Raw genomic sequence first — 26,637 nt, 5'->3', positions numbered from 1 at the left:
GTTATGATCCTAGTAGACTTCAATCAGGAACCCATCAAATCGATGTTGATGCAGGCGTTCCATTCTCAGTCCCTCTCCTTTCTAGAGCAGCAGCCAAAACCCGATCCGCAATACACCTGTGAGCAGGTAGCCGATATTCTGAACGTGGACGTGGATACGGTTCGCTCCTACCTCAAGCTGCCAGCTGGCCATCGTCGCCACCTCGCCCACGTCCAGACCTCTGACTCGGCCCGGGGCAACCGCATCCGCCTGAGTGCGGTGCAGGACTGGCAGGAGCGCAACAATGCCACTCAGGTCGTGCTGGAAGAAGCGCAGCTCATTGTCTCCCACCGCCGGCCCGCTCGGCGCAACAAGGCCGCCTGATGCATGTCATGCCCAACATCGGTCTAGCCCTGCAACTGGCCATCTACCATCAGTTGCAGCGCAAAATAGTCTCGGCCCGCAAATGGGCCCGCTGGTGTCCCCTCAAGCTCTTCAAGCGCAAACTCGCCAAAGCGGAACGGGAAGCCACGGAGTACGCTACCTCGCTCATGGAACAGGTTCCCTCCTCGCACGACGAGGCCGTCCATGCCCTTACTGACCCTCACTCGTCCAGTTCACTTCTCTCTTAGCCTTCTTTATGTCTTCCTCTATATCAAAGTTCACCGTATCCGCTACCGCCTTTGCTAGGGCGGTAGCCCAGGTTACGCCCGTCGTGCCCAGTAGTCCCTTGGTTTCTATTTTGGAAACTGTGGTGCTGGTCGGTACTGGCTCTGTGGTTGGCGCCGCTGCCAGCTTAAAACTGGTGTGTTCCAATCTCGAAACGCAATTGCTGGTGAGTCTGCCCGTGGATTGTTTTTCTAATTTCATGGTGTGCATTCCCGCGAAGACCCTGCTCGCTACCTTAAAAGGGTTTCCGGACGCACCCGTTACGTGCGAGGTGGATGAGACCAACAACATCTTAACCCTCTTATTAGGCCGCAGTCGCTACAAAATGGTCGGGGAAGCTGTCAAGGACTTCCCACGCATGTCCCCACTAGCCAAGGTCTTTACTACCATCACCATGCCCGAGCAGATGCTTCGGGCTGCGTTGGTAGCGACCCTTTCTACTGCCTCGACCAACGATTCACGGCCCGCATTGAATGCTGTGATGTTTGAGGCTCGTAATCACGATGCCGAGAATGCGCCGCTAAGGCTAAGGAATTCTCCGCAAAGCTTGAGCTTGGTAGGCATCAGCAATAATCGACTCTGCCTGTGGCAGGCTGATGCGCAGGACGAGCGCTACGAAGAAGTTACCTGGGATAAGCCGACTAAATTCTTGGTTCCTCGTCAAGCGATTCAACTGCTGATTTCTCAGCTCAATCCTAAGTCTGCGGACCCTATTGTGCTGCATATCGATGAGACCAACATCCGCACCTCGTCGGGTAGCTGGGTGAGTCGTTTACTGGCTGAAACACCCATGGAGTACCGGCAGGTAATTCCTGGTCTTGGCGGCCAGGTAGCCGAAGTGGATCGGGATGAGATGCTGACAGCCTTACGCAGATTGGCTATCTACACGCCCGACAAAACGGACATGGTGGTGCTCAACTTCAATAATGCACGGGAGCTGCAACTCAGCGCTGACAACCACTTGGTAGGAAACGAAGGCAACGAGACGGTTAGTTGCGCCTACGATGGCAACGATATGATGCTTGCCTTTCCTAGTGGGCATTTGGTGCAATTGCTCAGCATTTGGGATAAGGGCCGCGTCCTGTTCCATTTAGGTGGCACGAAGAAGCCGACGGTAATCACTCTAGCGGAGGAAGGCGACGTGCCTACCATTACCTGCACGATCATGCCTAGCTACTTGCCAGAGGCGATAGCTGCTTAGCGTTATTTACTATGAAAATGCCAGCCTTCCAGTTCTATCCTGCCGATTGGCGGAAGGACCCCGGCGTTCAGGCTCTGGACCGACACGACCGCTCGGTGTGGTTCGACATGCTGTGCATTATGCACGAGTCGGACGAGCGCGGGGTGTTGCTCTTGGCGGGCCGTCCAATTCCGGAAGATGCTCTTGCGCGCATGCTGAATTTGGATAACCAAACTTTCAACCAAACGCTGAATAATCTCCTGACTTATGGAGTCGCTAGCCGACGGGAGCAGGATGGTGCCCTGTATTCCCGCAGGATGGTGCGTGACCAAGCTAAGCGAGAAGAGCAAGCCGAATACGGCAAGAAGGGTGGCAACCCTGCCCTTTGTGAGAACTACAACGTACCTGGTTTCCTCTATGTGGTGCAGCGCGCATCAGACGGGTGGGTAAAGATTGGTATTAGTAGTGACCCATCACGGCGGCTTTATAAGCTTCGCTACCAACGTAAAGGTGACTCGCTGGAGTTGCTCGCTTCCTTGCGCGTTGATGATATGGGCAAGCGCGAAGCCGAGCTTCATCATCAATTCAAGCACCGTGCTAGTGGTGAATGGTTTGCCCTTAACGAGCAGGAGTTGGATACCCTTATTTCTACCCTTAAGGGTAAATCCAAGGCAGATGTAAGGCCTTCATCTTCATCTTCATTTTCATCTTCTACTTCGATAAACACACCCCCTACCCCCGGTGTGCGCGAAGAAAAAAATGAAGTGGCTGCGCCAAAAAAAAATGAGGGGCCTGTTCTGGTAAAAGATCAGCACACTGAAGACCCAGTCGCGTCGGCTGCGCACACTAAGGCCGCGGCGCCGGCGCTCGATTTGCGGCCCGAGTTTCGGCCTGACCCCGATTGGGCCCCAGCGATGCGCTTAGTAGCCGAGCAGATGATCGCCTACTGGGGTCTGTCGGAATACCAGCAGCAGCAGCGGATGGCCATCACCCGGTTCTGTCGCACGATCTTCGAAACGGGGCATGGAAACTACCTCCGCGAGCAGTTCACTGCCTACCGGGCCTTCAAAGACCTCACCTGCGAGCGCAAACACGACTGGAACTCTTTCATCGGCAAAGAGGCCGAGGCGTACCAGAACCCCGAGGCAGGCTGGAATAAAACAAACTGGGCCGATGCGTTGACGCAGGCCGCAAACAATCCAAAATATGCAAGCGCTCAACATCGCCTCGGCAATGGACCAGCTGCGTCCGCAGGCCGGGCCACGACTCTCGACCGAGAATCATACACTGGCCGCCGACCTGCTGCCACCTCCGCTGCTGCCTGATGCCATCGACCTGCAGCCCGCGCACATCGAGCATGCCCTGCGGCTGGCTCGGCTCCAGAAGTGGGGCGTACTGAAGCGGGAGTTCAGCAAGTGGCAGCAACTGCACTGCGACCTTGTGCACGACGAGATGACAGATACCTGGTTGTACGTGGTGCGTGAGCGCTACCAGGACGACGTGCCTCCCTTCTGCCCAAAAGAGGAAAAGGAGGTGGAGCTCACTGACGCGGAAATGCAGGATGCGCTGCAGCAGATGCAGCAGCGCATGTGGGGGGAGTGGAATGCTCGTTACGTGGCCGCGGTACGCCAGCAGCAGGACGCCCAGCTGCGCCAGCAGGTACCCGTGGTCGCCACGGCCCGGCAAGTGGCAGACGCGGCCTGGGGCCGTGGCTGGCATCTGCTCAGCCAGATGACCCCTGCCCGGCCGTTCTCGCTCACCTCTGAATCCCAGCCCGTGTTTGATCTGCTAGTGTGGTATTTCGCGGGACGGGAAGATAAATTCCTGGAGCTAGCCCAAAGCCTGGGCGTGGAGTCGGCCAGTCTGCACAAAGGCATCGCGCTGCTGGGACCGAAAGGAACCGGTAAAACCCTGTTGCTGCGGGCTTTCCAGCAGAATCCGAACCGTTCCTACGGGATGGTAACGGCGAAGCGGGTGGAGACGGCCTTCCGCTCCGGGGACGATGGTCGCCAGCAGCAGGACGTGTTCTGCGGGAAAGGCGGACGGGCATTGTGCATCGATGATGTGTGCACCGAGGAAACCAAAGTCAGCGACTACGGTAACAAGGAAAATCCGATGTCGCGGGTGCTCCTGGAGCGCTATGACCGGTATCAGCAGGGCTTGCTGCCTCGGTGGGCTACGCATCTGAGCAGCAACAATCCGCTGTACCGCACCCCCAAAACGCCACGGGATATGCACTCGTGGGAAGAGCTGTACGGTGACCGGGTGGTGGACCGCCTGCACGAACTCTGCAACATAATTCCTCTCTTAGGAGATAGCCGTCGGTTATGACTATTGATGCACTACAAAACCGGTTGCCGCATCTCTCCGATAAGAAGCTGCACCGTTACCGTCACCAGTTCAAGCTATATGCCAACCGGGTCGAGCTGCTGGAAAAAGAGGCAGCCCGTCGCGAGTTGAAGCGCAGGCCTTCTGGCAAAACCACCACGTTACGGGTGCCCTCCCGCCTCAACTACCAATGAAAAATGCCGCCGAAGTGCTCGCCCACCTGGGGATTGACGAGAACCACCCGGGTCCTTTCACCTACCAGGAGCTACATGCTGTAGTTGAAAATGTACTGGCAGATATGCCACAGGAGCTACAAGCCAAGCCAACAACTTGTGTGACTGAGCTAAATGTGGAGGTTAATGCAAAGATGTTCATTCTGCGCCGAGATGATGATGCTAATGCTGCCCCACTTCGAATCAGATGATAGACTTCGAATTGATTGCAATTGTGTGGGTTATTGGCGGCCTAGCTATGGTAGGACTGACTCTAATCGGGTCTCAAGGGTGGACTGGTTTAGTGGAAGAAGAAGAGAATGACAACACAGGTTATCCTCTGCTGAGTCCTAAAGAGAGCGCCGCTTTCCTGCTACTAATGGCCTTCATCGTGTGGCCTTACTTGTTCATAGAATGTTTGCACCGCGCTTTTAAAAATTCCAGCAAATGAAAACATATCAGTATCAGCATTCAGAAGGTCGCATCACCGACAAGCAATTTTCTTCCGATGCCACAGCCCTGCGCTTTCTGGAAGAAATTGGCCCGAAGTGGCAGCTTGTTACGCCTATATGCGATGCCGTGTGCTTGCCCCCAGTGGGCGACCCATCTTTGGAATACGATGATGAGGTGAGAATAAACTACGCGGCTGACGTGAAGCTCGATGGCATGAAAATCGGCTCTACGCACTGCATCAATATCGCAGGCCCAGGGCAGGGGGAGATGATTCGCTGGTTCGGCAAGAACGCCAATAACACCGCTTCCGGACAGGCCCACAATCACGTCATGATGGCCGTGCTGGATGTTATTGGCTGGCATGAGCAGGATGAACGCTCCAATGGGTAAGACAACGCTCCCAGCTCACCTGCTTTCCCGCATCGTGCATGACACCAGCCGGGCCCCACCAGCCGATGCGCCCAAAGTAGCTAAGCCGCGTACCCGCAACACGTCGGCCACCAACTCGCTCACGTCGGCTATTCGGGACATGCTCACCTACGAAGGCTGCACCATCTGGCGCCACAACAACGCGGGTGTGTACGACAACCAGCTGCAATGCTACCGGGCTAACAGCAGCAGGAAAGGACTACCCGATACGCTGGGCTTCTACCGTCGCACCGGCCATTTCGTGGCAGTGGAAGTGAAGTACGGCAAGGACACGCTCACGCCTGAGCAGCGGGATTTCTTGGCTGATGTGAAGGCTGCCGGTGGCTTTGCCTGCGAAGGTCGCAGCCTGGAGCAGGTCCGGCGAGAGTTTAATGAATGGAAACTAGGTATAACAAAAAGCACGAAGACATGAATAATCCAGAAGAACACCCAGCATCCAGTGTTTATCATTTGCAGAAAGCTGGTACAGTCACTATTCACCAACTAAAGACGTGGCCTGAATATTTCTGTCAAGTAATTGATGCAGCTAAGAACTTTGAATTCCGGATAAACGACCGTGATTTTAAGAAGGGCGATCTATTGATGCTTCGTGAATGGGACCCCTCAACAGAGTCTTACACTGGCCGGTCTTGCCGTCGGAGTGTCGTGTATGTTCTGCATGAATTCCCCGGTATGCTACCTGGCTATGTCGTAATGGCACTTTCTCATTTGGTATTTATTGATGCCAAACCAGAGCCAGGAGCTACAAATGAAGTGCAAGAGGCGGTAGCGCATGTTTTACGCCTTATGCGCCACGCTGTTAACACTGAAATGTCTGGCTCGCTCAATCGTCTTGGTCGAGGTCAGTGGTTAGGGATGATGGCTGAGCGTCGGCGTAACAATGAAACGGCAGATACCCTGGCAGGATATTACGGCTTATGCTTGGGGCCATGGCCAGAGACCACAGGCGAATTCTAAGTCATGAAAAAGCTGCGCCATCTCGCTCGTGACATCGACCCAGAGACCGGCGACGTTGAGTATTTCAAAAAGGGCTATACCTGTCGCGAAATAAAGTTTGGCTGGTACCAAAAGCAGTCCAAGCGCCCACCCAAGGTGCGTAAGTCCGACCGCAAAGCCCGCAAAAAGCAACGCGCCAATCGGCTGGAGCATTACAACTGCCCACCCCGACCCCTTTTCCATACCAGCACGCCGCAGATTAACAAAAAGGCCCGCTACCAGCTCAAAATGGAGGTGTTCCGTCGGGACCGCTTCACCTGCCAGCAGTGTGGGGCCCGCAACAACCTAACCCTCGACCACTACATCCCGCTCAGTCGTGGCGGTGGGTGGCACCTGGACAACCTGCAGTGCCTCTGCCAGCGCTGCAACGAGGAGAAGGATAACAAAATGCCTTACGAACGGCAAGCTGCTTAAAAAAGATTGAATAGGATTTAAAAAATACCTCGAAATCGAAGCCTTTTTTTCGTCATATAAAACACATGAAAAGTCATGATGCAATTCCTTGAATTCACATTCGCATCCTTCTGGCGCTTCGCTGGCATTGTGGTGCTCTTATGCATTGTCGTTGGCGGCGCAGTGGGTGTATTTGGCTCACTGGGAGCTGCCATCACTCACCGGCCAAAACGATAGCCACTCAATAACCCTCGACCATTGCCACTTATCGAGGGTAATCACACAATCATTTAAACATCAACATTTAATACAATGGATTATAAGCCCACCGCCTCGAATCGCTTGTTTCATGGTGATTGCAAAAGCCTTGAGGAAGCAATAAAACTCCAAGCCGTTGCATTTCGCGCAGAAGCCTCGGACTATAAGAGTTTTTCACACGCCGACGACTTTCAGCAGGCATGGTATGACGACTTGATAAAGCAAGCCGAAGTGTGCGATAAACTTCTACATGAATATCAAGACACGGTGGTTGCAGCAACTCGGACTGCCGAAGAAACCCTGCTAATGAAGTGGTCAAAGTGCAGCGATGAGACCACCAAAAACATTGCTGACGCAGGTAAAACAAAGGATTGGTCACTGCTAGCCATATAGGTAACATCCGATAAGTGGCCCTTATCGGATGTTACCTAAAATCTAATCAACCCTGCAAAATGAATATTGAAGCCCTACAAGCCGCCAAAACTGCCTTTGTCGCCACTATGCAATGGAACAACGAGTCCACTGAGCACGAAAAGAACCTTGTTCTAGGTAACCTCAATGGTTTCATCTCCTACCTGGAAAGCCAGAACCCAACGACGGACATCATCAAGATTCGCACTTATCAATTTCAGTACGGCATCCTGCACTTGAAGGAATCAGATGCGAAAACACTAAGCCTAACAGAAGTCACGGATAAGTTCGGACATGGGAAAGGACCACTGCTGGATGCTTGGGATGATGTAATGGACGTGCGCGAATTCAATGCTCTTGAATCGTTTACCGAGCAATAAGCCTAACATCCGATATGTGAACCTCATCGGATGTTACAAATCCTCCCATCATTAACAGATAATTCAATGACACCTCAAGAAGAAGAAGCTCTGCGCACCCGCGTATCCAACCTGCCCGTCACCAGCCAAGAACGCGCCGATTTTATAGTACTGCTAACGGAGATAGACCGTGTGCGCACGGCTATCCAATTAACACCGCCCTCGCTGGCAGTCACTTTAACCCCAGGTAACACGCAGCAAGTGTGGGTAACAAACCCCACAACGGGCGGCGGTCAATGGATAACGGTTGTGCAAACACCCCCCGCTTGTGTTAATGCCATGTTTACGGTGCCGGGTACTGACACTGGTCATATAGACATTCCTGCATAGCATTTTACAAACGAACCATTAACAAGTGTCCAGCTACTATTCGATGGGACGAATCACAAAAACGGAGGCAATAAAGCTAATGTCAGTTGAGATAACACAGCTTAAGGCTGAACTCAATGAGGCTGACCGCCGGGCTGGCGCTGCTGAACGTCTTTTAGCCAACTTAGAAATAGACATGCACAAGCTGCGATCATGGCGAGACGAGCAGAAGCGCAAGGCAGGCTATATGGATTTCATTTCTTTCGATGTCGTGTGGAAAGAGATACTAGAAAAGGCGCAGCTATACGACAAAGGACTGTGTGCTGTAAGGTCAATTCAGCACGAGGTAAAAACACCTTCCCAGGTTCCGTCATCTGCGTCTGCCATTCTTACCCCACAGTGGGTACTTGACACATTCGGTGATGGGCCAGGCGAGCCCGACCTCACACCCTGATATTTCTGACGTGTTTTTCTGGCGTAATTGTATGTACTTTACATACAATTACGCCATTACCATTCATTACCACCTTTCATTTTTCGACATGGCCACGGGACAGCCTGACGAAACCGCTACTAATCAACCGGGTAAGTCACTCACCAAGCTTCAACAAGGATTTGCCGAGCATTTCGCTCGCCTCTGGAAGGGCGCACCTGCCTACCGCCTGGCCGGTGGTGCTGAGAAGGGTGCCAAGCAAAACGCGAAGAACCTGCTCAAGGATGAGCGCATCGTAGCGGCAATCAAAGAGGAAGCCGCTAAGCTGGGCATGACAGTCGATGAGGCTACCGTCCGCATGTCGGACTGGGGTCGGGTCACCATTGACGATGTGATGACCAAGGTGGAGTACGAGGAGAGCACCACCGTGCGTCAGCCACTAGAGTTGGCCATAGCCGAGATGTGGAAGGAGTACCAGTTCGATAAGGAGTACACCTATCGTTCTGCTGAGCTACTCGGCCTCAAAGGCGATGAGTTATCTGAGTATGTCAAAGACATCGAGAAGCGTGAGACTCGCATCAAACTGGATGAACTGCGCTACCGCATGCGTCTGGAGCGAGATCCACAGGCCTACCGTCTGGTTGAAGGCCCTAAGGTCAAAAGGTACCGCATGGAGCTGGACCTGGTCAAGGTGCACGACAAGAAGGCGGGCCACATGATCAAGAAGATCGTCCCCAACAAGCACGGTTTGGCTGTCGAGCTGCACGACGCCAAGGATGCCGTCAACACCATGCTCAAGATTCACGGGGCCTTTGCGCCCGTCAAGGTGGATCATACCACCAATGGCAATGACATGCCTGGTTCCAACATCATGATGCCCGACAATGGGCGCGATTAATTCACATAACCCACCCGCAATTGCCATGAACAAAAAACAAGTCAACACTGCCGCTCGCGCCTATGCCCTGGAGGAGTTAGGTGAAGCCCAGTTTAAGTCGAATAAAGACGCTGTGCGTTCGATTACCGACAACTTCAAGGCGGGTGCTGCCGCTTGCCAGAAGTTGTTTAAGCCAGTTGCTAAAACACCAGTCGAAAAGTCAAACTTCGAACGGGTTTGGAACGACTTCTGGAAAGACATCTGCACCAATCCAAATGGTAGCATCAACCTTGAGCAGGTCAAGCGGGAGCTTGCAGACTACCATGGCATCCTAGAGGAAGTTAGCAAGGTGTACGACACACTCACACGTGGCAATATTTCCAAGCCCAACACACTGGCCAGTGCGGTCATTGCCGAGGTAGAGCGCATCCATCAGGAGGAACTGGATGAATTGGAGAAGGAGCTCACTGAGGATGACGAGGAGCAGGAATAGTTAGGCCCATGGAAGAAACCAACGATTTCCCATCAATCACTGGTTTGCCTAAGGATCGTCGCTTAGGGCATCCTGGCATGAGCTTCACTTACATCAGTCGCTATGGCAATCTGCTGCGACGGTTTGGGCTCAACAAGCGTGGTACTAGGATCAAAGGCTTACGCTTTACATCGCGTCGTTGTGAGGCTATTGTAGCGGACAGGCGCTATAAGGGCTGTGATGACGATGATATCCACTACTGCTACGACTTTTAGCTATGACAGCCGTACATCCTGAAGCGAAAGTCATCACGCCTCAGCCTGGCTTCCAGATGTCGGCGCTCAGTACCTCAGCGGATATCGCCATCATCGGTGGTGGTGCTGGTGGGGGTAAGACCTATGCCCTGCTCATCGAAGCCTCCCGCCATCGCTTCAACAAGGATTTCGGGGCTGTCATCTTCCGTCGCACCTACGCGATGGTCACCAACGAAGGTGGCCTATGGGACACCAGCAAAGACCTCTACCCGATGGTAGGCGCCAAGCAGGGCGACCTCGAATGGCGGTTCCCCAGTGGAGCCCGCGTCTCGTTTGCCCACATGCAGCACGAGAAAAATATGTTCGACTGGCAGGGCACGCAGATCCCGCTGATTGTCTTCGACGAGCTCACCCACTTCACCCAGAAGCAGTTTTGGTACATGCTCTCGCGTAACCGCTCCATGTGCGGGGTGCGTCCCTACATCCGGGCCAGCTGTAACCCCGATCCTGATAGTTGGGTAGCTGAGCTGATTGCGTGGTGGATTGGCGAGGATGGTTTCCCGATTCCTGAGCGAGCGGGTAAGCTGCGCTACTTCACTCGCGACAACGATACGATGGTCTGGGGCGATACGCCTGAACAGGTCATAGAGCAGGCCCCGCATCTATTTCAGGGCGAACTGGCCGCGACCCGTCCCAAGTCGCTCACCTTTATTCCGGGCAGCATTTACGAGAACAAAAAGCTGCTCGCTGTCAACCCGGAATACTTAGCCGGCCTGATGGCCCAGGATGAGGAGACCAAAGCGCAGCTACTGGAAGGTAACTGGCGGGTGAAGATTGACGGACTGGCTTTGTTCGACTTTAGTCGCATTAATGATTTGTTCACCAACTACCCCGTAGCTGAGCCTGCCCCCCGTAAGTGCATCACCTGCGATGCGGCTGGCTTTGGGCAGGATAAGTGCGTGATAAAAGTATGGATCGGCTGGTCCGTGGTGGCCATCACCGTGATTAGCAAGACCGGCTCGCGTGACATCGTGGATGCTATTGAGCCACTACGCCGGCGCTACAACGTGGCCCAGTCCGATGTGCTGGTAGACCAGGATGGAGTCGGTGGGGGTGCTGTAGGACTAGGTGGCTATCAGGGCTTCAGCGGTGGTACTCCGTCCCTGCCCGATCCTGAAACCGGCGAGAAAGAGGCCTACAAAAACCTGAAGACGCAGTGTTACTACCGCATGGCAGGCCGCGTCAACCGGGGCGAGGTCCGGATCGAAGTCACGCCGGATAGCTGCCTCATTGATGGCGTGCGTACCACCAAGATGAAGGTAGGCGCAGCCGTAGTCGATGTGCGCGACATCATCAAGCAGGACTTGAGAGCCATCAAGCGGGCCAAGGACACGGCGGAAGGCAAGAAGCAGATTAACTCCAAGGAAGAGCAGAAGATCATTCTGGGGCGCTCACCCGACTTCGGGGACTGCTTCTCTTTCCGCGAGTGGTTTGAGCTGCAACCAGTGGTGAAGAAGGGCTTTATGAAGCGGATAAATTAATCCTGTGCTATGCGTTGTTGTAGTTCCGGAAATAATGTATGTATTTTACATACAATAAAGATGTTTTCTAACCTTACCTCCTGCCATGGCCACGTGCACGCGCCCCGCTTCTCTTACTGCCCCCGCTAAAGTGGATTGCGCCGTCCACTTCGGCCAGATCGTTCGCTTCGCTTACCGGCGCCGTATCACTGCCGCTGCTTTCGCTACGGAAGCCGCGATGAAAACACTGGCAGCCTGGACGGCCGCTTTGACAGCAACGGATGAGACTAAGATCATCCTCACGCCGATCTTCACCAGCTTCGTTATTCCAGGTTCGGAAGCGCAGTTTGCTGGCGAAAACGATAACTCATCCGTGAATGGCAAGGGCTACCTCACCGGCTACAACGCGGTGAAGCCAACCGGCTCCTTCGTGGGTCTGCCCGGTGACATCAAAGGCACGCTGGAGCTGCTCGAAGATGAGAGCCGCGCTGAACTCGGCAGCGATCCGGTGGAGCTGTGGGGTATCACGCCCGACAACCGCATCATCTCGCTCGGGGTCAAAGGCATTCCGTTCAGCAACTATTATATCAGCTCGGTGGACAGCCAGGGCTTCAAGGCGCTAAACCTGAACACGTTCGGCTTCTCGCTGGACGGCAAGTGGGACAAGGGTGTCACGATAACGCAGGCCGAATTCGACCTGGTAAGCCTGTACCCAGAGGCCTAATGGCTGGCAAGTCGGAGGAGTCGCAGCCGGACGTGGTCTGGTTGCACTCCAAAAGCTTGGGTGAGGAGCGGCCCTTCTCCCCTGCGCATGCCGCCAAGCTTCAGGCACTCGAAGCCAGGTTAGGACAACCCGACTGGCTCCCCGTTCAGGCCCCTTCTCCTACCCCCGACACCACTGCCCCAGCGGCAAATGATCCTAAGCCCCGAAACCGTAGTCGCACTTCTGGAAAGCCCCGCTAACGCGTCGGCCATCGAGGCTTGCTTGCACCATGAGCAGCGGCTGCAACTGCACGCCGTTCCGCACTTGGACAGCACGCGCCGGCCCCTCGGCTGGCGCTACTTGCGTGAGCGGGCTCGGAGCATGATGCCAGTCGATGAGGCGGATCGGTGGGAACAATGCGTGGATGCACCCCTGCCCAGTACGGACGTAGTCGAGGATATTTTCACGGGGTTACGGCGCGTATTCGAGGCCCAGGATGGCTTGATTCACTGCGAACTGGCCACACCTGAGCTGGAGACCGACTTCGAACAGTACCGCACCAGTCAGCGTGAAGCCGACTTCTGGATGGGTACCGCGTTCACCGCTGTTGGACGCCGGCCGCATTCGTTTTTGGTGGTCGACATGGCCAGCGAGCAGCGTACGCCACGACCTGAGCCGTATTCCTTGCTGGTAGAGCTAGGCGACGTATGGGATGTAGCCCTCCGCGAGGACGGCACCTGTGAGTACCTCATGTTTGCCTTGCCAGATCAGCGCGAAAACGATATCCGCATCGAGCGGGTCGCTGTTTACGATGACGCGGCCTACATGATCTGGCGCCGGCCGGAAGGCACGCAAACCTGGGCTGAGGAGCTCAACAACGCGCACATTCTGGGCTACTGTCCGGCTCGCGTGCTCTGGAATCAGCCGATGGACAAGGCCATCGAGCTGCCGCGTCAATCTCCGCTAACGGGCGTGCTCGGCAAGCTCGACAAATATGTGTTCTGGGAAGGCGCTATCGAGTACGCTCGCCTGCACGGCACATTCCCCATCACCTGGGGCTTCGAGGAAGAATGCAGCTACAAAAATGCAGACGGTGAGTCTTGCCAGAACGGGGTTATCAACTACATCAAGTCGTACGAGACGCTCACCACGGGCGAGCAGCGGGCCAACTACAGCTCCATGCCCTGCCCCGCGTGTAAGCTGCGGCCAAAGCTCGGTCCCGGCACCTACGTAACGGTGCCAGCTCCCTCCAAGGACATGCCCGATACTCGTGACCCCGTGGGCCGCGTCAATCCGGATGTCGACGTACTGGAGCACTTCCGCGCGATTCAGCAGCAGCGCCGGCAGGATTTGCTCCGCTCGGTGCTTGGTGGTGGTGGTGAGCCGGAAAACCAGCAAGCCCAGAACCAGAAGCAGGTCATGTCCGGGTTTGAAATCAAGCAGGACGTGCTGGTGGAGTTCAAAAAACCACTGGAAGAGGCCCGTGCCTGGGACCTGCGCACCAAAGGCCGATTACGCTACGGCAATCTGTTTCGTAGCGCCACGGTCAACATGGGCGAGCGCTTCTACCTCAAAACGCCGGAGCAGCTTGCTAAGGAAGAGGAAGAAACGCGCAAGTCGGGCCGGCCGGTGTACGAGCTGAGCCAGCAGCGCACCTTCCGCTATCAGACGCTCTACCGCAACAACCCAGCGATGCTGGACCGCATGCAGATCCTCTCCGATCTGGAGCCTTATCCAGAGTACTCGGTAGATCAGATTCTGACCATGCTCACCACGGCCGCCGAAGGCAGCTATGTGCTGACCTTATTCGATGCGAACCTGCTTCGGCTTAAAGTCGATTTCGGCCGCTACCTCACCCGCTTTGAATCGGAGCAGATGGATGTGCGTCGCTTCGCCTCGCTCCAGCCCTATCATATCAAGCTTGCCTCCATCACCCAAATTCTACTTTCATATGTCAACGAAAGCCAAAACGGCGCCAGCGGCCAAAGCAGTCGCCAAACCGAAACTAGACCTCAAAACGCTCCAGGCCCAGCAGCTTAGCGGCGAAGACCTCACCACGGCCAAAGGCAATGGTGATGACTCGTATGAGTTTCCCGAGCACGAAGCGCAGTTCATTCACCTCAAGTTGACCCGCAAGGAAAACGACCCGGTGAAGAAAGAGTACGTCACGATTGAGAAAACCGTGAAACTCTATCCGCTGCAGTATGAGCGGATGGAAAAGAACGGCACGTTCGCGGAGTACGACTCGCAAACCATCCTGCATGATCCCCGCACCAAAGCTGCAGTTTCGGAAGCTTCAAAGCCCGCGCAGCCTGGTCAGGCCAAAGAGCCGATGACGCCTATCTCCACGCTGCCCAGCCTGCAGGACGCACAGATGCGCTACAAGCAGGTCTATGAGCAGGATGCCCCTGCCGTTGGCTATGATGAGCTTGTCGAGCTCATCAAAGAAAAGAACGGTCTGACTGACGAAGAATTAGAAGAAACCGCCACAGTCTAAGTGGTAGAGCCGGTCCCCGCGGGTGGGATCAAAGGGGGCCGGCTCTTTTTTATCCCACCTGTAGTACCTCATCATTCACCAGCGCTATACCCCACTCGCATGGCCAGCCCAGTTCATTTCCCTGAAGTAAATGCCGTCTTAAACAAGCCGGAAAACATGAGTGATGAGGAGTGCACCCCACTTCCCATCATGCGCACGCCTAAAGGTGAATGCGTCAGCTGCTGGCGCTTTACCGAGGAAGAAATAGCTGGCATCAATGCCACGGGCTGTGCTTTCGTCGGGGTGCTCTCAGGCCACACCCAGCCCCCTATTTGGGTGCATGGTGCTATGCCAGTACAAGACGGACCCGAGCCAGCAGAAGCGGCTGCTCAGGACGAAGACAAACAAGCCGCTTAATCATTTTCCCACCCATAACCACCGACTGAACGGGACTCAGTATGGCCATTACCGACAACACCTTTACGCCTGAAGAACTGGACACCACACTTGCGGCCAATCCAGCGCTCAAAGATCACCTCGTTGACGCGGTGAAAAAGCTTGGGTATGTGGCTCGCACCACGGATGAAGAAAACACCTTCATCGGCAGTAAAACCAAGGAAATCTATGATGGTCTGGACAAGGACATCTTCGATACTTCGGGCATTGCCAAAAATCCAACCGAGAAGACCTATGAATTCGCTAAGCGCGTTATTGGTGGTCTGAAAACCAGCGTAACCGAAGCCACTACGCCGCTGCAAACCAAGATTGCCGAGCTGGAAAAAACCATTGCTGATGGCAATGGAGACGCTACGCTGCGGGCACAGCTGGAAGTGCTGCAAAAGAAGGAAGAAACCTACCAGAATGACATCAAGGACCGCGATACCAAGCTGTTCCAAAAAGATGTGATGCTGGATATGCGTGATGGGTTGCGCTCCATCAAGTTCGATCCTTCCGTGAAAGAGTCGGTGGTAAAAATTCTAGTGAAAAATGCGCAGGATGACATTCTACGCATGGCCGCCGCCCAGAAAAACGCCGATGGCACGGAAACCGTGGTGTACATCCGCGACGGCAAAACGGTGCTAGATGACAAGAATCAGCCGGCTGATGCTGCCTACATCCTGCAGGACATGCTCAAGGATATTGTTGAAGCTGGCCAGCAAGGTGCTGGTGGTGGCGCCGGTGGCAATGGCAGTGGTGGGAATGGTGGCAACGGCAGTGGCGGCCGTAAGGCATTGCCCGCTGCGCTGCCAGCTACTGTAAAAAACCAGGGCCAGCTCATGGACTTCCTCAAGGAGTTTGGCCTAGCTGCTGATAGCAAAGAATACGACGAAGCCTTCGACAAATTCAGCGCGGGGCTTCCGCTGCGATAAGTAACCGGGCCGGGGTAGCAAGGGACGCTACTCCGGCCCGACCCAGTGCGCTTACCCTCTGCTTCGGGTTACGGGACGACCTGGCAGGCAATGTTTTATTTCTCACCTTACCCCTTCTACTACGATGCCTTCCATCGTCCAAACTCTCAAACAAGCAATGCGCACCCGCTATCGTCGTCGCCCAGGTGGGCTCGACTCGCTGGAATTGCGCGGTTCCAACTACGGTGCGTTGGCACTCTATCGCAAGCAAACCGCTTCGGCTACGGGCATCATGACGCCCGATCTGCGGGCGGCCCTCAAAGCTAGCTTCGGCAACACGGTGCAGGTGCCCGTGATCGACTACGATAACCCGACCATCGGCAACGTGCGGACCTGCGCCGTGCAGGTAGGCGGCTTGAACTCCAAGCTGGTGACGTTCACGTTCTTCACCTTGGCCTTCGGCTTCCCGATGATTCCGTCGCAGCATATCAACAACGATATCAGCTACGAGGACACCTTCTATCGCCTCTTCGAAGCCCGTCGCCTCAAAGTGATGGAAGTGCTCGACCAAGGCTGCGTAGACCACCTGGAACTGAATAAGAACCAGTACTTCCCGTCTTCTATCACGGCCTACTTCCCAGAAGTTGCAGACGCGTTGCAGGTAGCTCACGAAGACCGCTTGGAGTTCTACAACTACGTGCAGTCTATCCTGGAAACGATGGATTTGGGCGGCACGCCGGACGTGTTGGTGAACCCGATGGCCATGGCCGACGTGCGCACCCTCACCAAAGCAGGCCAGACCGACCAAGGCGATTTAAGCTACCTGCTCGATGGCGTTGGCTCGTTCTTCTCGTCCAACCGCGTCGTAGCTGGTGCTGGCAACCGTGCTTCCATGTACTTGGTAGCCGATGGCACTGTGGCCATGGAAAGCCGCATCGACCCAGACTGCGAGCGTGGCGTTACCCACGGTGGTGCCGACAACCCAGTTCGCGAGTGGACCTCGCAGGACGTGCCTGGTGTAGGCGTGATGGGCTTGTTCTACCGTGCTGACTGCTCGGACCAGTCGGCTCCGTTGGCTGGCCAGAACCTGCAGGCCCTGACCCGTACGTCAGTAGAAAGCTATGAGTGGAGCGCTGACTTCGTGCGCATCAAGCTTTACAACTCTGATGAAGCCGGTCGTTTCTTCCCTGCCATCAAGGTAGAGCAGAAGCTGCCTGCTTAGGCATAGCCAGTAAAAGAGTAAAGGCCCGTCCCGGTGTCGGGACGGGCCTTTTATTTTTATAAACCCACCCGACATGAACAGAATATTCTTCGACACTGAATTTACAGGCCTGCATCAAGCCACCACGCTCATTTCCATCGGTATGGTAAATGATCATGGCGATTCCTTCTATGCTGAACTGACTGACTTCGATCAAAGCCAGGTGAATGATTGGCTCAGAGAGAATGTGTTAAGCCATTTAGTGCTGCACGGGGCAAACAACAGCTTCGATACGACGCACAGGATGAGCATGCGGGTGAAGGGTGATTCAGGTTTTGTCAAGCAAAAGCTAACAGAATGGCTGGCCTTGAACGGCAATGTCCAGATGTGGTCTGACTGCCTTGCTTTCGACTGGGTACTGTTCAACACGCTCTTGGCAGATTATTCACAAGGGTATCCGCAGTTGCCTAGCAACGTGCACTACATCCCGATGGATATCTGCACCCTGTTCCAACTCAAAGGCGTCGATCCGGATATCAACCGTGAAAAATTCGGTCTAGGTGAAGCGCTCACGCAGATGCCCAAGCACAACGCGCTTTGGGATGCCCAAGTCATAAAAGCTTGCTACGACAAGCTGGTAGCCTAGAAACTTGCCATGTTCAACAGCATCAAACTAGCCGCTCTGCTCGCGGCAACCATCGGCTACCGTTCCTCCTACGCGGGCAGCCCAGATGAGCCGGTCGAATTACCTGCGACTTTAAAGGCCGCTGACGACAGCCTCGCCGTGCAGGAAATCCATCCGCTGCTTACCCTGCGCAACATCCGGCAGGCGGCTCCGCAGATGACTGAACTGGGCTTTGTGAAGTACCTGGACCAGCAGCGCAAAACCGCGGCTCTGCAGGTGCTGCAAGCCTTCCAGGAAAAACGGCAGCTTACAGGCACGGGCAAGCGCTTGCTGCAGGACTTGCCGCTGACGGAAGCTAGTGGGCAGTATCGCAACAAGATCATTCGCCAGGGTCGGTTTGTGGGGCTCGCGTTGCGGCCCAAGGCCGGCCACCGTGACATCGCGATTCGCATCACGGCCGTGGGTACCCAGTTCACTGAACGAGTGCCAGATTTCACGCTGTCAGTGTTCCATAGCTCAGATATGACCACGCCCGTCAAGGAGGTGAAGCTACCCCGACTGGACCGGGTGTATTTCGAGTGGACCCAGCTGGAAGAGGTGATTGATTTGAGTACCAAGAAAGGCGGTACGTGGTACATCGGCTACTACGAGGACAAGATGAGCGCCCAAGCCATCCGGCTCGATCAGAACCTGCAGCTACGGCCTGGCCAGTGCTGCGGCAACGCGTACGTGCAGTACGATAAGTGGTCGCCCTACGTGCAGGTGCTGCCATTTTCGCAGGCCACGCCCACCGCCGAGGTGGCGTACCAGTCCGACACCAACTGGGGCTTGAACCTGCGGCTGGAAGCGAGCTGTGACCTGACCACGTACCTGAGCGGGCAGTTGCCTGCATTTGCTTCGGCATTTCAGCTACAGCTTGGGGTGAACCTGCTCAAGATGATGGCGCACAACACGCGCGACAACGGTCTGGCAGACGAAACCAAAGCATTGGCCCTGCTGGAGCTAAATAACCGCACCAATAGTCAGGAAGGCATGCTCACGCGGCTCGAAACCGCATTGAAGGCCGTAGATGCGGATTTATCAGGCATTACTTCCATCTGCATGCCCTGCGCTCCCAAGCCAGCAGCTATTAAATTTAGTGCACTCTGATGGGTTTGGAACGGCTCGACTTCCTCGCTAAAGCGTTCAGCCGGCTGCCGCAGGCTATTGATGGGCAGATCGAAGCGACGGTACGCGACAATGCGCCGTTTCTCGAAGATGCCAACACGGCCCAGCTGGAGCGCGGCAAGGACAGCACCGGTGCCGATATCACGCCAGAGTATACCGACTTCACTAGGGCGTTGAAGGAGATCAAAGGCCAGCCCGCTGATAAGGTCACGCTGCGGGATTCCGGAAATTTCTATACCTCAATTATTGCTAAATTGAGTGGCAAGAGCGTCGAGCTAGTCGGCACCGACCCCAAGACTGATGAATTAGTAGAAAAGTACGGCCCTGACATTCTGGGCCTCTCCGACCTCTCCCTGGACGAGTTTCGTCAGGACTATATCAAGCCCGATTTACAGCAAGCCACCCGCACCACGCTAGGACTATGACCCATTCCAAAGAAGAGCCGCTATTCAAGGAACTCAATGATGGCACCATCTTCATGGCCCAGCAAATCTGGCTAAATGAGGATACTGGGCTACTCGAATCCGCCTCTGGTGCCTGGGAATGGGAGCAAGCAGCAGCGGTGCTAACGGCTGTTGAGCCCACTCAATTTCCTATGGTTGAAGGCCCAACCTGCTCAATCCTATGGGCTGGCAATCACTTACATATTCGGGCTGAATTCCGACAAGTACTAGAAGCTTATCTGCGCTACAAAAAGCGTTATGGTGGGCAATACATTCGTCTTCTAGCCAATTAATATGGCCGTATCCTACCTCACGCCTGATGCCCCCATTCTGCCCTACGCCATTGGCTTGGATGCTGAAATCCAGAAGCTGCAGCTAAAGCTCATCGAGCGCCTGAACTGGCTGCAAGTCAGCTACGGCAAGGCGTACCGCCACAGCGAGGTGCGCGACAGCAAGAAAGTGTACCTGCCCAAGGTGTACGATGGTGGTGGGGAGTACCGCGACGTGCTGCCCAACGACAACGTTGTCTCCCAGTCCTTTTTCCTGTCGAAAGACCCGATCAGCGTGCCGGGTAGTGAGCCAGCCATCGGCTCGGTGCCGCTCACCCAGAGCCTGGATTATATCTTCTGGGGTAATCTCACTCTCATTGATGAGAGTAAGCCTTATCGCTTCGAAGCCGAGTTGCTGCGCGAAGTATTAGAGGTATTCAACTCGCAGGGTGTGTTGGTGCAGCGCATCTACACCACGCCTGAGGAGGTCTTTCGGGGCTTTACCGTGGAAATGATTAAGGACAAGGTCCTGCAGCATCCGTACGTCGGCTTCCGGATACAGATCGACGTCAACATCAGCAATGCCCTGTGCACGGTGCCACCACCATCGGACAAGGAAAATCTATTAGCCCTACGTCGGGGCGGCTTCTTACGCTTACGCTCCTAATATGCTGGTTCAACTGCTTGCCTTGGTTGTTTTGGTAGCACTCACCGCAGCCACCTTCATTATTTGCTTTGAAAAGTGGGGCTGGCTACGGGCCATGGAAGTGCACGGGCCCGGTCGGTGTGATTTCTGCCTGGGCTTTTGGATCGGCGTAGTGCTGACAGTCAACGCCGTGGCGTGGCTGGCCCTGCCGTGGTGGTGGGTGCTGGGCGCGTTGCCAGCAGCGGCGTTATGCCGAGCCGTGGTAAATTTTTCCTCGGAATAATGTATGTAATTTAAATACATTCTTATATTTGCTATCACAAAATGTGTTTGTAGGTGGGCTAAAGAAACCTTTAGGGCAATGCAGTCCTTAAGTCCAGCAGGCTTAATTCATGAAGTCGAGTACTTCGCAGAATGTAATCTGACTGGGCATGCACATACGAGGGTAGCTCAGTTGGTAGAGCGCCTGGTCGGTTAAACCAGGAGGTCGGACGTTCGAGTCGTCTACTTCGTTCACTCCAACCCCGATAGGGGGCGAAAGCAGGCTCGGCCTTGCCGCTGTCGTTGTATGACAAGCGGATGTTAGCGTTGAAACCTGAGCACTTGCCTGATCAGCAGGAAGCCCCCGCAGACATTGCCAGCGCCAGTTGGCACACATATCCTCGACTAAGAGGGGAAGTACCGGTGGAAAGCATTTGATTGCCACCTATGTGTTCCTTTCTTCAGCTGGATGGCGCCCGGCCGGTAAACGGACAAAGCCCTGACTGCCTCCCCAGTCAGGGCTTTTTGTATAATGCTATGATTGAGTTGCAGTCTGCAAAGCGCTTAGTGATAGGTCATAGTCGCCATTGAGGCTACCGTGCAGCTTGAGTAGTTCACCGTAGCGCACCCGTTCGTTTCCTAGTAGCGTCCATATCACGTTCGGTGGACCAAGTAAGGACTTTCTTATCGGACCCGTGCCGCGAATGAGCCAGTCCATGTTCACATCCGGGTACGCCACTGCTATTTTCTCGATCACTTCAAAGCCGGGCTTGCTCTGCCGTTCGCCTACGATATAGCCAATTGTATTCGCCGTAACTCCTATTTTTTGTGCAAATGTGTTCTTATTTAACTTTTCACTTTCAATAAGCGTAGCAATTCGCATATTCACAGTCTCCATTCTATCCAGGGTTTATTGGTCAATTTGGATTATGTTTGTAACAGTATTGCAAATGTACTAACAGTATTGAAATAGCAAAACATTAATACATGCGTGTAGAAAGCTTAGTCGGGACCGCCAAAAAACTACGTTTGTTGCAGCGAGACGCACATTATTTTACCGCCACGACGGACCTGATGGGTCCTGCCCTACCTGCAGGTACGACTGTTGCCGCTGAACGGGTGCATCCCGAATGCTACTCTGTTGTGCAAGAGGGCATGTACGTGGTGACCCTGGGCCCCGTGGAAATTATCGGCCGCTTGCGGGAAGAAGGGGTGCGCGCCAACCGCATCACGCTTTATTTCGACAACTCCGACGAGACCTGCGATGTGCTGCTGAGTTGGGACCCCGAGCAGTATCGCCTGTTTCGCGTGCTCGCCATTATCGAAGATCCAGCCAAGCGCTAGACTTAGAGTCCCTCCTCATCTGGGGAGGGACTTTGCTTATTGCCTGATAATGTATGTATTTTACATACTATATGGCAGGACCTATCAGTTTCGAAGATTTATTCAGTTCTCTCGGGCCCGGTGCCAAGGAGTTACAGGAATTCACGACCTCCATTCAGGGGCTGAACCGAAACTACCGCGCGTTTGCCAAGAACCTGGACAAGGATGCCGAGCGCATCAACGGGGGCCTCTCCTCCATTCAGGCTGCCGTCGCTGGCGTCAAAGCGCAGCTCGCGGGGGCCAACGTAGGCAACGAGCAGCAGCGCTCCGGCATCAGTGCCTTGGCGGCCGAAGTGGCTCGCCTCGCCAAAGAGCAGGACAGCTACAAGCGGGCACTGGAAGGTCAGAACACGATTCGCCGCACCACCAAAGCGGCCACCGACGAGCTCACCAAGAGCCTGCGGGAGCAGCAGGATGCGCTGAAAAAAGCGTACGCCGAAGGCAATGTAGAGGGTGCCAAGACAGCGGCCATCCGGGTGATGGAGTTGAAGCGGCAGACCGATCAGCTCAGCAAGGCCATGCGGGGTGTCAACTCCGACTTCACCGCGGTATCGGGCTCCTACAATCGGCTGAGCCTGGATACTCAAAAGTTAGGCGACCGCATTCGCGCCCTGCCAGGTGGCTTTGAGGCTACCAGCAAAGAAGCCAACGAACTCAAAAAGCAGTTCAGCGACAACACCCAGAAGCTAAAGGATTTCGATCGCGAGCTCAACCAGAACTTCCGCGAGGTCGGCGCCTACGCCAAGGGCATTCTCGAAGCCGTAGCCGCGCTCGAAAAGCAGCGTGGTAGTTTGCAGGCCAACATCGGTGCGTTGCAGCAGCAGCAACGGGCGACGGGCCTCACGTCCGAGCAGCAGGACCGGCTCCAGAAAGAGATTCGCGAGACCGAAACCGAACTGGGCAAGGTCAACAACCAGCTCAAAACCTACGGGGTGCAATCCTCGCAGGCCAGTGGCTTCACAACCGGTTTGCAGAAGTCGGCGGGTGGCTTGGCCCAGTCGTTTGCTGGTGCCTTTTACGGCATTCAGGGCCTGGCCAACGGGATTCAGCAGTTGTTCGAAAAGAACGTGCAGTACTCGGATCAGGCGGCCGACGTGCGCAAAGCTACAGGCCAGAGTGCCGAAGAATTCGAAGACTTAGCCGATGCGCTGAAGAAAGTCGATACCCGTACCACGCTCGCGGGGCAGCTTGATATTGCCAAAGTGGGTGGTCAGCTCGGCAAGACCAAGGACGAGATCGAGGATTTCACCAAGTCGATTGATGTAGCTGTACAGGCCCTAGGGGATGACTTTTCGGGTGGTGCCGAGCAGATAGCTACCGAGCTCGGCAAGATCGAAGTGGTGTTTCGCAAAACACTAGGTCCGGACCAGAACCAGAACCTGATCAACATCGGCTCGGCTATCAACCAGCTTGGTGCCGAAGGGGCCGCGACCGCACCGTTCCTTTCCGACGTAGCGCTGCGCGTAGGTGCCACGGCCGCTAACGCCAGGTTGGGGCTCAAAGACGTGCTGGCCTACGCTTCCGTGCTGCAGGAGACTGGCTTCAGTGCCGAAGTGAGTGGCACCGCGCTGAACCGCTTGTTCAATACGCTCAGCGTGCGCACCCAGGAGAGTTTTGCCATCGCCAAGTTGGCCGACTCCAACCTGACGCTGAAGGACTTTAAAAACCTGATCAACAACGACTTTCAGGGAGCGATCAACATCTTCCTGAAAGGCTTGAACACCGGAGGTAAGACCACCACCGAGTTCAACAAGCTGCTGGCTACCTTGAAGCTGCAGTCGGGCGAGGCAAAGTCAGCCATCACCACGCTGGCCAAGAACACCGACTTGTTTGCTGAGCGGCAGAAGTCGGCCAACTCCCAGCTGGAGCTAGGTACCTCGCTAGCCGAGGAAGCCGCCATCAAGAATGACAACCTAGCTGGCAGCGTTGAGAAGACTAAGAATGCCTTTATAAATTTTGTCACGAACGGCACCGTTGCCAACGGTTTAAAGATCTTGCTAGACGGCACCCGCGAGCGGGTCACGCTGCTCACCGACGGCCTGGCCAAACTGGGTGAAGGCGTTGAGTTTATCGGGCGCAAAATCGGGGCGGTGAAGCCCCCACCCCCGAACCAGTTCGGTGACCTGGGCAACAGCACCAAAAGTTTGCTGGAGCAGTCTAAAGCCGCGGATAAGCTGCTGGCTTCCTACCAGAAGCTGTCCTCCACTCAAATCCGTTCGGCAGCGCAGGAGCAGCAGTTAGCTGATATTGCTCTCAAGCTGCAAAAGAACCTGGGCGTCAGCGTGGTTTCACTCGACAAAGAGACTGGCAAGTACAAGCTCAACACGGGGGCGGTGGAAGATGCCATCTTTGCCCGGCGTGCTTTGGCCGTGCAGAATGAGAAGGATCTGACGCGTTATGTTCGTAACGCGGAAAACGCCGTGGCCTCCACCCAGAAGCTGCAAGCCATCCTGACCAGCAGTATCGGGGATGCCCAGGCTAAGTTGGACCTAAGCGGACTCAGTGCGGCCCGTCGTAAGGAGTTAGAGCAAGCCGTACGGGATCGCGCCGCGTTACGGGAAGAGTTTGGCGCTGGTGCGACCGAAACCCAGGCCACCCAGACGTTTTCGCAGAAAGAACTGAATGCGGCCCAGGCCTTGATTGATGCCGAGGACCGGCTCAAAGCCAACGGCGAATTGCTGAAGCGGCAGCAAAAAGACCTGGCCAACGCCCAGAATGCGCTCAATGGCGTGCGCAAAGCCGGCGTTGAAGTCATCAAGGACGAGACCGTCAACGTCGATAACAGCGTTGATAAGGACAAGAAAAAGAAGGATTCTATTGCCGACATCGCCAAAGCCGAATACGAACTGCAGAAACAGCGCTTGGAGGCGAAGCGTGATGACTTTGTTCGGCAATCCGAGAATCCGGCCAACACCGAAGAAATTCGGCTCAGGGCCACCCAAAAAGCCGCCCAGACCCGGCGTGAACTGGCGAAGCTGGAGCGGGACGAACTGATCCGGGAGGCGGCTCAGACCTACAAGGGGCAGATTGGGGGCCAGATCGCCTACGAGAAAACCCGCATTCGCCTGCAGGAAGCGTTCAAAGATCAGCTGCTGGCCATTAATCGCGACCTGAGCAAAGAGGAGAAAGCGATCCGGGACGCGCTGCTCGATCAGTTAGGTGAGGTTGATAAGCTGCAGCTAGAGCAGGAAATCGCCACCCTGGAGCGCATCAGTGCGGATGAGAACAAATCCTACCAGGAGCGGCAGGATGCGGCGTTTGCCGCGGCGGCCCGTCGGATTGAGATCATCGAGATCGAGGGGCAGGCCAAGGTTCGGGCCGCCAAGGGTAATGCGGAGGAACTGGCTAAGATTGAAGCCGAACTAGAGCAGAAGCGCAATGAAGCGCTTGCCAAGCCCCAATCGTTCAACTCTGACTTTGCCAACACCGACGCGCTCAAAGGCTACGAGCAGCAGCAGCTGGCGTTGGAGCGCAACCGGGCCGACGGCCTGGTCACGGAACGGGCCTACCAGAAGGAGCTACGCAAGCTCGAAGACGACTACCTCGCTCTCAAGCTATCCAACCTCGAAAAAGACAGCAGCAAGCAGCGGGAAGCAGCCCAACTCGAGCTGGAAATTGCCCGGCGCAAAAACCAGCAGCTACTCGACGAGGAGCGCCGCATGCAGGAGCTGCGGGGGGAGCTCATCATCGAAGGTCTGCAGAATGTGCAGCAGTTGTCGGACTCGTTTTTCCAGATTGGCGCGAACCGGCGCGAGCAGGAGCTGAGCGACCTGACCCAGAAAAAGGATGCTGAGCTGCAGATTGCTGGCGAAAACGAGGAGCTAAAAGCCCAGATCGAGGAGACCTACCGCAAGCGGGAACTCGCGATTCGGCAGCGGCAAGCTAAGGCTGACAAAGCTGCGGCCCTTTTCAACGTGGCCCTGAACACCGCCATGGCCGTGACCTCGGTACTGAGCACCGGTGGTGGTACCCGTTACGCTGACTTCGGTATTTCAGCGGGCATTCTGAGTGCGTTGGTTATCGCCCAGGGTATCGCCCAGGCGGTGGCCATCGCTTCCAAACCCATCCCGCAGTACTTCAAAGGCCGGGAGGGTGGTCCGGCCGAATGGGCAATGGTAGGTGATCGAGGAGCCGAGTTGGTCTCGACTACGAGCGGTAAGGCGCAGCTCTTCTCCCAGCCTACTATCACGTATCTGCCCCAGGGGGCGACGGTACACACCGCGACCCAGACCAATGAGATTCTGCGGGAAAACCGCTTTGTCGAGAACCGGTTGCTGACCCGCTCCTATCAGAACGATTTGCATCAGCGCACCGTCGCAATTGAAAAGCCCACCCGGCCAGTGGTAGACCCCGTCGCTCGCATAGCCGAAGCGGCCCGACGCGACACCGACCGGCTTATCACGGCCCTCTATGAAAAGCCAGAGCAGCGTCTCACCGAGAACGGGCTTCGGACTTACACCCGTCGTGGCAATCATACCACGGAGCACATCAACCGCAAGTACAAACGCAACGGCTAACCCCA

General features: G+C 55.3%; 34 protein-coding genes and 1 tRNA gene. 34 read left to right on the top strand and 1 reads right to left on the bottom strand.

Annotated features, from left to right (window positions below; all coding sequences use genetic code 11):
- The first annotated feature begins 3 nt into the window (after positions 1 to 3).
- The 32 genes from P1X16_RS05060 to P1X16_RS04905 all read left to right on the top strand — a co-directional run bounded on the left by P1X16_RS05060 (position 4) and on the right by P1X16_RS04905 (position 20,985).
- Positions 4 to 363 (top strand): helix-turn-helix domain-containing protein, encoded by a 360-nt coding sequence (locus P1X16_RS05060; protein ID WP_277226767.1) that lies wholly within the window; start codon positions 4 to 6, stop codon positions 361 to 363.
- Positions 364 to 371: 8 nt separating this feature from the next.
- A complete protein-coding gene (locus P1X16_RS05055) occupies positions 372 to 611 on the top strand; it encodes a hypothetical protein (protein ID WP_277226766.1) in 240 nt (79 codons plus the stop codon).
- Between the two features lie 8 nt (positions 612 to 619).
- A complete protein-coding gene (locus P1X16_RS05050; protein WP_277226765.1) occupies positions 620 to 1,849 on the top strand; it encodes a DNA polymerase III subunit beta in 1,230 nt (409 codons plus the stop codon).
- Between the two features lie 11 nt (positions 1,850 to 1,860).
- On the top strand, positions 1,861 to 3,153 hold the full coding sequence (locus P1X16_RS05045) for a GIY-YIG nuclease family protein (protein ID WP_277226764.1): 1,293 nt from the start codon (positions 1,861 to 1,863) through the stop codon (positions 3,151 to 3,153).
- Complete coding sequence (locus P1X16_RS05040; RefSeq protein ID WP_277226763.1) at positions 3,062 to 4,159, top strand: hypothetical protein; 1,098 nt, start codon at positions 3,062 to 3,064, stop codon at positions 4,157 to 4,159. The genes P1X16_RS05045 and P1X16_RS05040 overlap by 92 nt, the downstream gene beginning before the upstream one ends.
- On the top strand, positions 4,156 to 4,350 hold the full coding sequence (locus tag P1X16_RS05035; protein WP_277226762.1) for a hypothetical protein: 195 nt from the start codon (positions 4,156 to 4,158) through the stop codon (positions 4,348 to 4,350). Before P1X16_RS05040 ends, P1X16_RS05035 begins: the two co-directional genes overlap by 4 nt.
- Positions 4,347 to 4,580 carry a hypothetical protein gene (locus P1X16_RS05030; protein WP_277226761.1) on the top strand — a complete coding sequence of 78 codons (234 nt, stop codon included), beginning with the start codon at positions 4,347 to 4,349 and terminating at the stop codon, positions 4,578 to 4,580. The genes P1X16_RS05035 and P1X16_RS05030 overlap by 4 nt, the downstream gene beginning before the upstream one ends.
- A gap of 235 nt (positions 4,581 to 4,815) precedes the next feature.
- Positions 4,816 to 5,211, top strand: a complete 396-nt coding sequence (locus P1X16_RS05025; RefSeq protein ID WP_277226760.1) for a hypothetical protein — start codon at positions 4,816 to 4,818, stop codon at positions 5,209 to 5,211.
- On the top strand, positions 5,204 to 5,662 hold the full coding sequence (locus P1X16_RS05020; RefSeq protein ID WP_277226759.1) for a VRR-NUC domain-containing protein: 459 nt from the start codon (positions 5,204 to 5,206) through the stop codon (positions 5,660 to 5,662). The genes P1X16_RS05025 and P1X16_RS05020 overlap by 8 nt, the downstream gene beginning before the upstream one ends.
- Positions 5,659 to 6,207, top strand: a complete 549-nt coding sequence (locus tag P1X16_RS05015) for an ASCH/PUA domain-containing protein (protein ID WP_277226758.1) — start codon at positions 5,659 to 5,661, stop codon at positions 6,205 to 6,207. The genes P1X16_RS05020 and P1X16_RS05015 overlap by 4 nt, the downstream gene beginning before the upstream one ends.
- Before the next feature lie 3 nt (positions 6,208 to 6,210).
- Entirely contained in the window at positions 6,211 to 6,660 is a 450-nt protein-coding gene (locus P1X16_RS05010) for an HNH endonuclease (RefSeq protein WP_277226757.1), read from the top strand.
- A gap of 291 nt (positions 6,661 to 6,951) precedes the next feature.
- A complete protein-coding gene (locus tag P1X16_RS05005) occupies positions 6,952 to 7,290 on the top strand; it encodes a hypothetical protein (protein WP_277226756.1) in 339 nt (112 codons plus the stop codon).
- A gap of 59 nt (positions 7,291 to 7,349) precedes the next feature.
- Positions 7,350 to 7,688: a hypothetical protein gene (locus tag P1X16_RS05000; protein ID WP_277226755.1), complete on the top strand. Its 339-nt coding sequence runs from the start codon at positions 7,350 to 7,352 to the stop codon at positions 7,686 to 7,688.
- A gap of 66 nt (positions 7,689 to 7,754) precedes the next feature.
- Entirely contained in the window at positions 7,755 to 8,057 is a 303-nt protein-coding gene (locus tag P1X16_RS04995; RefSeq protein WP_277226754.1) for a hypothetical protein, read from the top strand.
- Positions 8,058 to 8,100: 43 nt separating this feature from the next.
- Positions 8,101 to 8,490 (top strand): hypothetical protein, encoded by a 390-nt coding sequence (locus P1X16_RS04990; RefSeq protein ID WP_277226753.1) that lies wholly within the window; start codon positions 8,101 to 8,103, stop codon positions 8,488 to 8,490.
- 31 nt (positions 8,491 to 8,521) lie between these two features.
- Complete coding sequence (locus P1X16_RS04985; protein WP_277226752.1) at positions 8,522 to 9,367, top strand: terminase small subunit; 846 nt, start codon at positions 8,522 to 8,524, stop codon at positions 9,365 to 9,367.
- Positions 9,368 to 9,392: 25 nt separating this feature from the next.
- On the top strand, positions 9,393 to 9,839 hold the full coding sequence (locus P1X16_RS04980) for a hypothetical protein (protein ID WP_277226751.1): 447 nt from the start codon (positions 9,393 to 9,395) through the stop codon (positions 9,837 to 9,839).
- Between the two features lie 256 nt (positions 9,840 to 10,095).
- Positions 10,096 to 11,613 carry a terminase family protein gene (locus P1X16_RS04975; protein ID WP_277226750.1) on the top strand — a complete coding sequence of 506 codons (1,518 nt, stop codon included), beginning with the start codon at positions 10,096 to 10,098 and terminating at the stop codon, positions 11,611 to 11,613.
- A gap of 85 nt (positions 11,614 to 11,698) precedes the next feature.
- Positions 11,699 to 12,316, top strand: coding sequence for a hypothetical protein (locus P1X16_RS04970; protein ID WP_277226749.1), 618 nt, complete (start codon positions 11,699 to 11,701; stop codon positions 12,314 to 12,316).
- Positions 12,316 to 12,555 (top strand): hypothetical protein, encoded by a 240-nt coding sequence (locus P1X16_RS04965; RefSeq protein ID WP_277226748.1) that lies wholly within the window; start codon positions 12,316 to 12,318, stop codon positions 12,553 to 12,555. The genes P1X16_RS04970 and P1X16_RS04965 overlap by 1 nt, the downstream gene beginning before the upstream one ends.
- Positions 12,506 to 14,335, top strand: a complete 1,830-nt coding sequence (locus P1X16_RS04960; protein WP_277226747.1) for a hypothetical protein — start codon at positions 12,506 to 12,508, stop codon at positions 14,333 to 14,335. The genes P1X16_RS04965 and P1X16_RS04960 overlap by 50 nt, the downstream gene beginning before the upstream one ends.
- Complete coding sequence (locus P1X16_RS04955) at positions 14,247 to 14,792, top strand: hypothetical protein (protein WP_277226746.1); 546 nt, start codon at positions 14,247 to 14,249, stop codon at positions 14,790 to 14,792. The genes P1X16_RS04960 and P1X16_RS04955 overlap by 89 nt, the downstream gene beginning before the upstream one ends.
- A gap of 99 nt (positions 14,793 to 14,891) precedes the next feature.
- On the top strand, positions 14,892 to 15,188 hold the full coding sequence (locus P1X16_RS04950) for a hypothetical protein (protein ID WP_277226745.1): 297 nt from the start codon (positions 14,892 to 14,894) through the stop codon (positions 15,186 to 15,188).
- A gap of 41 nt (positions 15,189 to 15,229) precedes the next feature.
- Complete coding sequence (locus P1X16_RS04945; RefSeq protein ID WP_277226744.1) at positions 15,230 to 16,141, top strand: hypothetical protein; 912 nt, start codon at positions 15,230 to 15,232, stop codon at positions 16,139 to 16,141.
- Between the two features lie 124 nt (positions 16,142 to 16,265).
- On the top strand, positions 16,266 to 17,342 hold the full coding sequence (locus P1X16_RS04940) for a hypothetical protein (protein WP_277226743.1): 1,077 nt from the start codon (positions 16,266 to 16,268) through the stop codon (positions 17,340 to 17,342).
- A 73-nt stretch (positions 17,343 to 17,415) separates the two neighbouring features.
- Positions 17,416 to 17,967: a 3'-5' exoribonuclease gene (locus P1X16_RS04935; protein WP_277226742.1), complete on the top strand. Its 552-nt coding sequence runs from the start codon at positions 17,416 to 17,418 to the stop codon at positions 17,965 to 17,967.
- Positions 17,968 to 17,976: 9 nt separating this feature from the next.
- On the top strand, positions 17,977 to 19,095 hold the full coding sequence (locus tag P1X16_RS04930) for a hypothetical protein (RefSeq protein WP_277226741.1): 1,119 nt from the start codon (positions 17,977 to 17,979) through the stop codon (positions 19,093 to 19,095).
- Positions 19,095 to 19,538, top strand: a complete 444-nt coding sequence (locus tag P1X16_RS04925; protein ID WP_277226740.1) for a hypothetical protein — start codon at positions 19,095 to 19,097, stop codon at positions 19,536 to 19,538. The genes P1X16_RS04930 and P1X16_RS04925 overlap by 1 nt, the downstream gene beginning before the upstream one ends.
- Positions 19,535 to 19,849 carry a hypothetical protein gene (locus tag P1X16_RS04920; RefSeq protein ID WP_277226739.1) on the top strand — a complete coding sequence of 105 codons (315 nt, stop codon included), beginning with the start codon at positions 19,535 to 19,537 and terminating at the stop codon, positions 19,847 to 19,849. The genes P1X16_RS04925 and P1X16_RS04920 overlap by 4 nt, the downstream gene beginning before the upstream one ends.
- A 1-nt stretch (position 19,850) precedes the next feature.
- A complete protein-coding gene (locus P1X16_RS04915; protein ID WP_277226738.1) occupies positions 19,851 to 20,492 on the top strand; it encodes a hypothetical protein in 642 nt (213 codons plus the stop codon).
- A 1-nt stretch (position 20,493) separates the two neighbouring features.
- Positions 20,494 to 20,754 (top strand): hypothetical protein, encoded by a 261-nt coding sequence (locus tag P1X16_RS04910; RefSeq protein ID WP_277226737.1) that lies wholly within the window; start codon positions 20,494 to 20,496, stop codon positions 20,752 to 20,754.
- A 156-nt stretch (positions 20,755 to 20,910) separates the two neighbouring features.
- Positions 20,911 to 20,985: transfer RNA gene (locus P1X16_RS04905), tRNA-Asn, on the top strand.
- 282 nt (positions 20,986 to 21,267) lie between these two features.
- Here P1X16_RS04905 and P1X16_RS04900 read toward each other — a convergent pair.
- Complete coding sequence (locus tag P1X16_RS04900; RefSeq protein ID WP_277226736.1) at positions 21,268 to 21,630, bottom strand: hypothetical protein; 363 nt, start codon at positions 21,628 to 21,630, stop codon at positions 21,268 to 21,270.
- A gap of 89 nt (positions 21,631 to 21,719) precedes the next feature.
- Between P1X16_RS04900 and P1X16_RS04895 the strand changes: the two genes are divergently transcribed.
- Together P1X16_RS04895 and P1X16_RS04890 are read left to right on the top strand one after the other, a co-directional pair.
- The gene (locus P1X16_RS04895) at positions 21,720 to 22,076 is read left to right on the top strand and encodes a hypothetical protein (protein ID WP_277226735.1); all 357 of its coding nucleotides are present in this window, start codon (positions 21,720 to 21,722) and stop codon (positions 22,074 to 22,076) included.
- Between the two features lie 71 nt (positions 22,077 to 22,147).
- Positions 22,148 to 26,632 carry a phage tail tape measure protein gene (locus P1X16_RS04890; protein ID WP_277226734.1) on the top strand — a complete coding sequence of 1,495 codons (4,485 nt, stop codon included), beginning with the start codon at positions 22,148 to 22,150 and terminating at the stop codon, positions 26,630 to 26,632.
- Positions 26,633 to 26,637 lie beyond the last annotated feature (5 nt).

Source organism: Hymenobacter sp. YC55 (genome assembly GCF_029433095.1).
Classification (GTDB): Bacteria; Bacteroidota; Bacteroidia; order Cytophagales; family Hymenobacteraceae; genus Hymenobacter.
The sequence above is the reverse complement of the archived record's forward strand: the minus strand, read 5'-3'. Positions and strand labels throughout refer to the sequence as shown.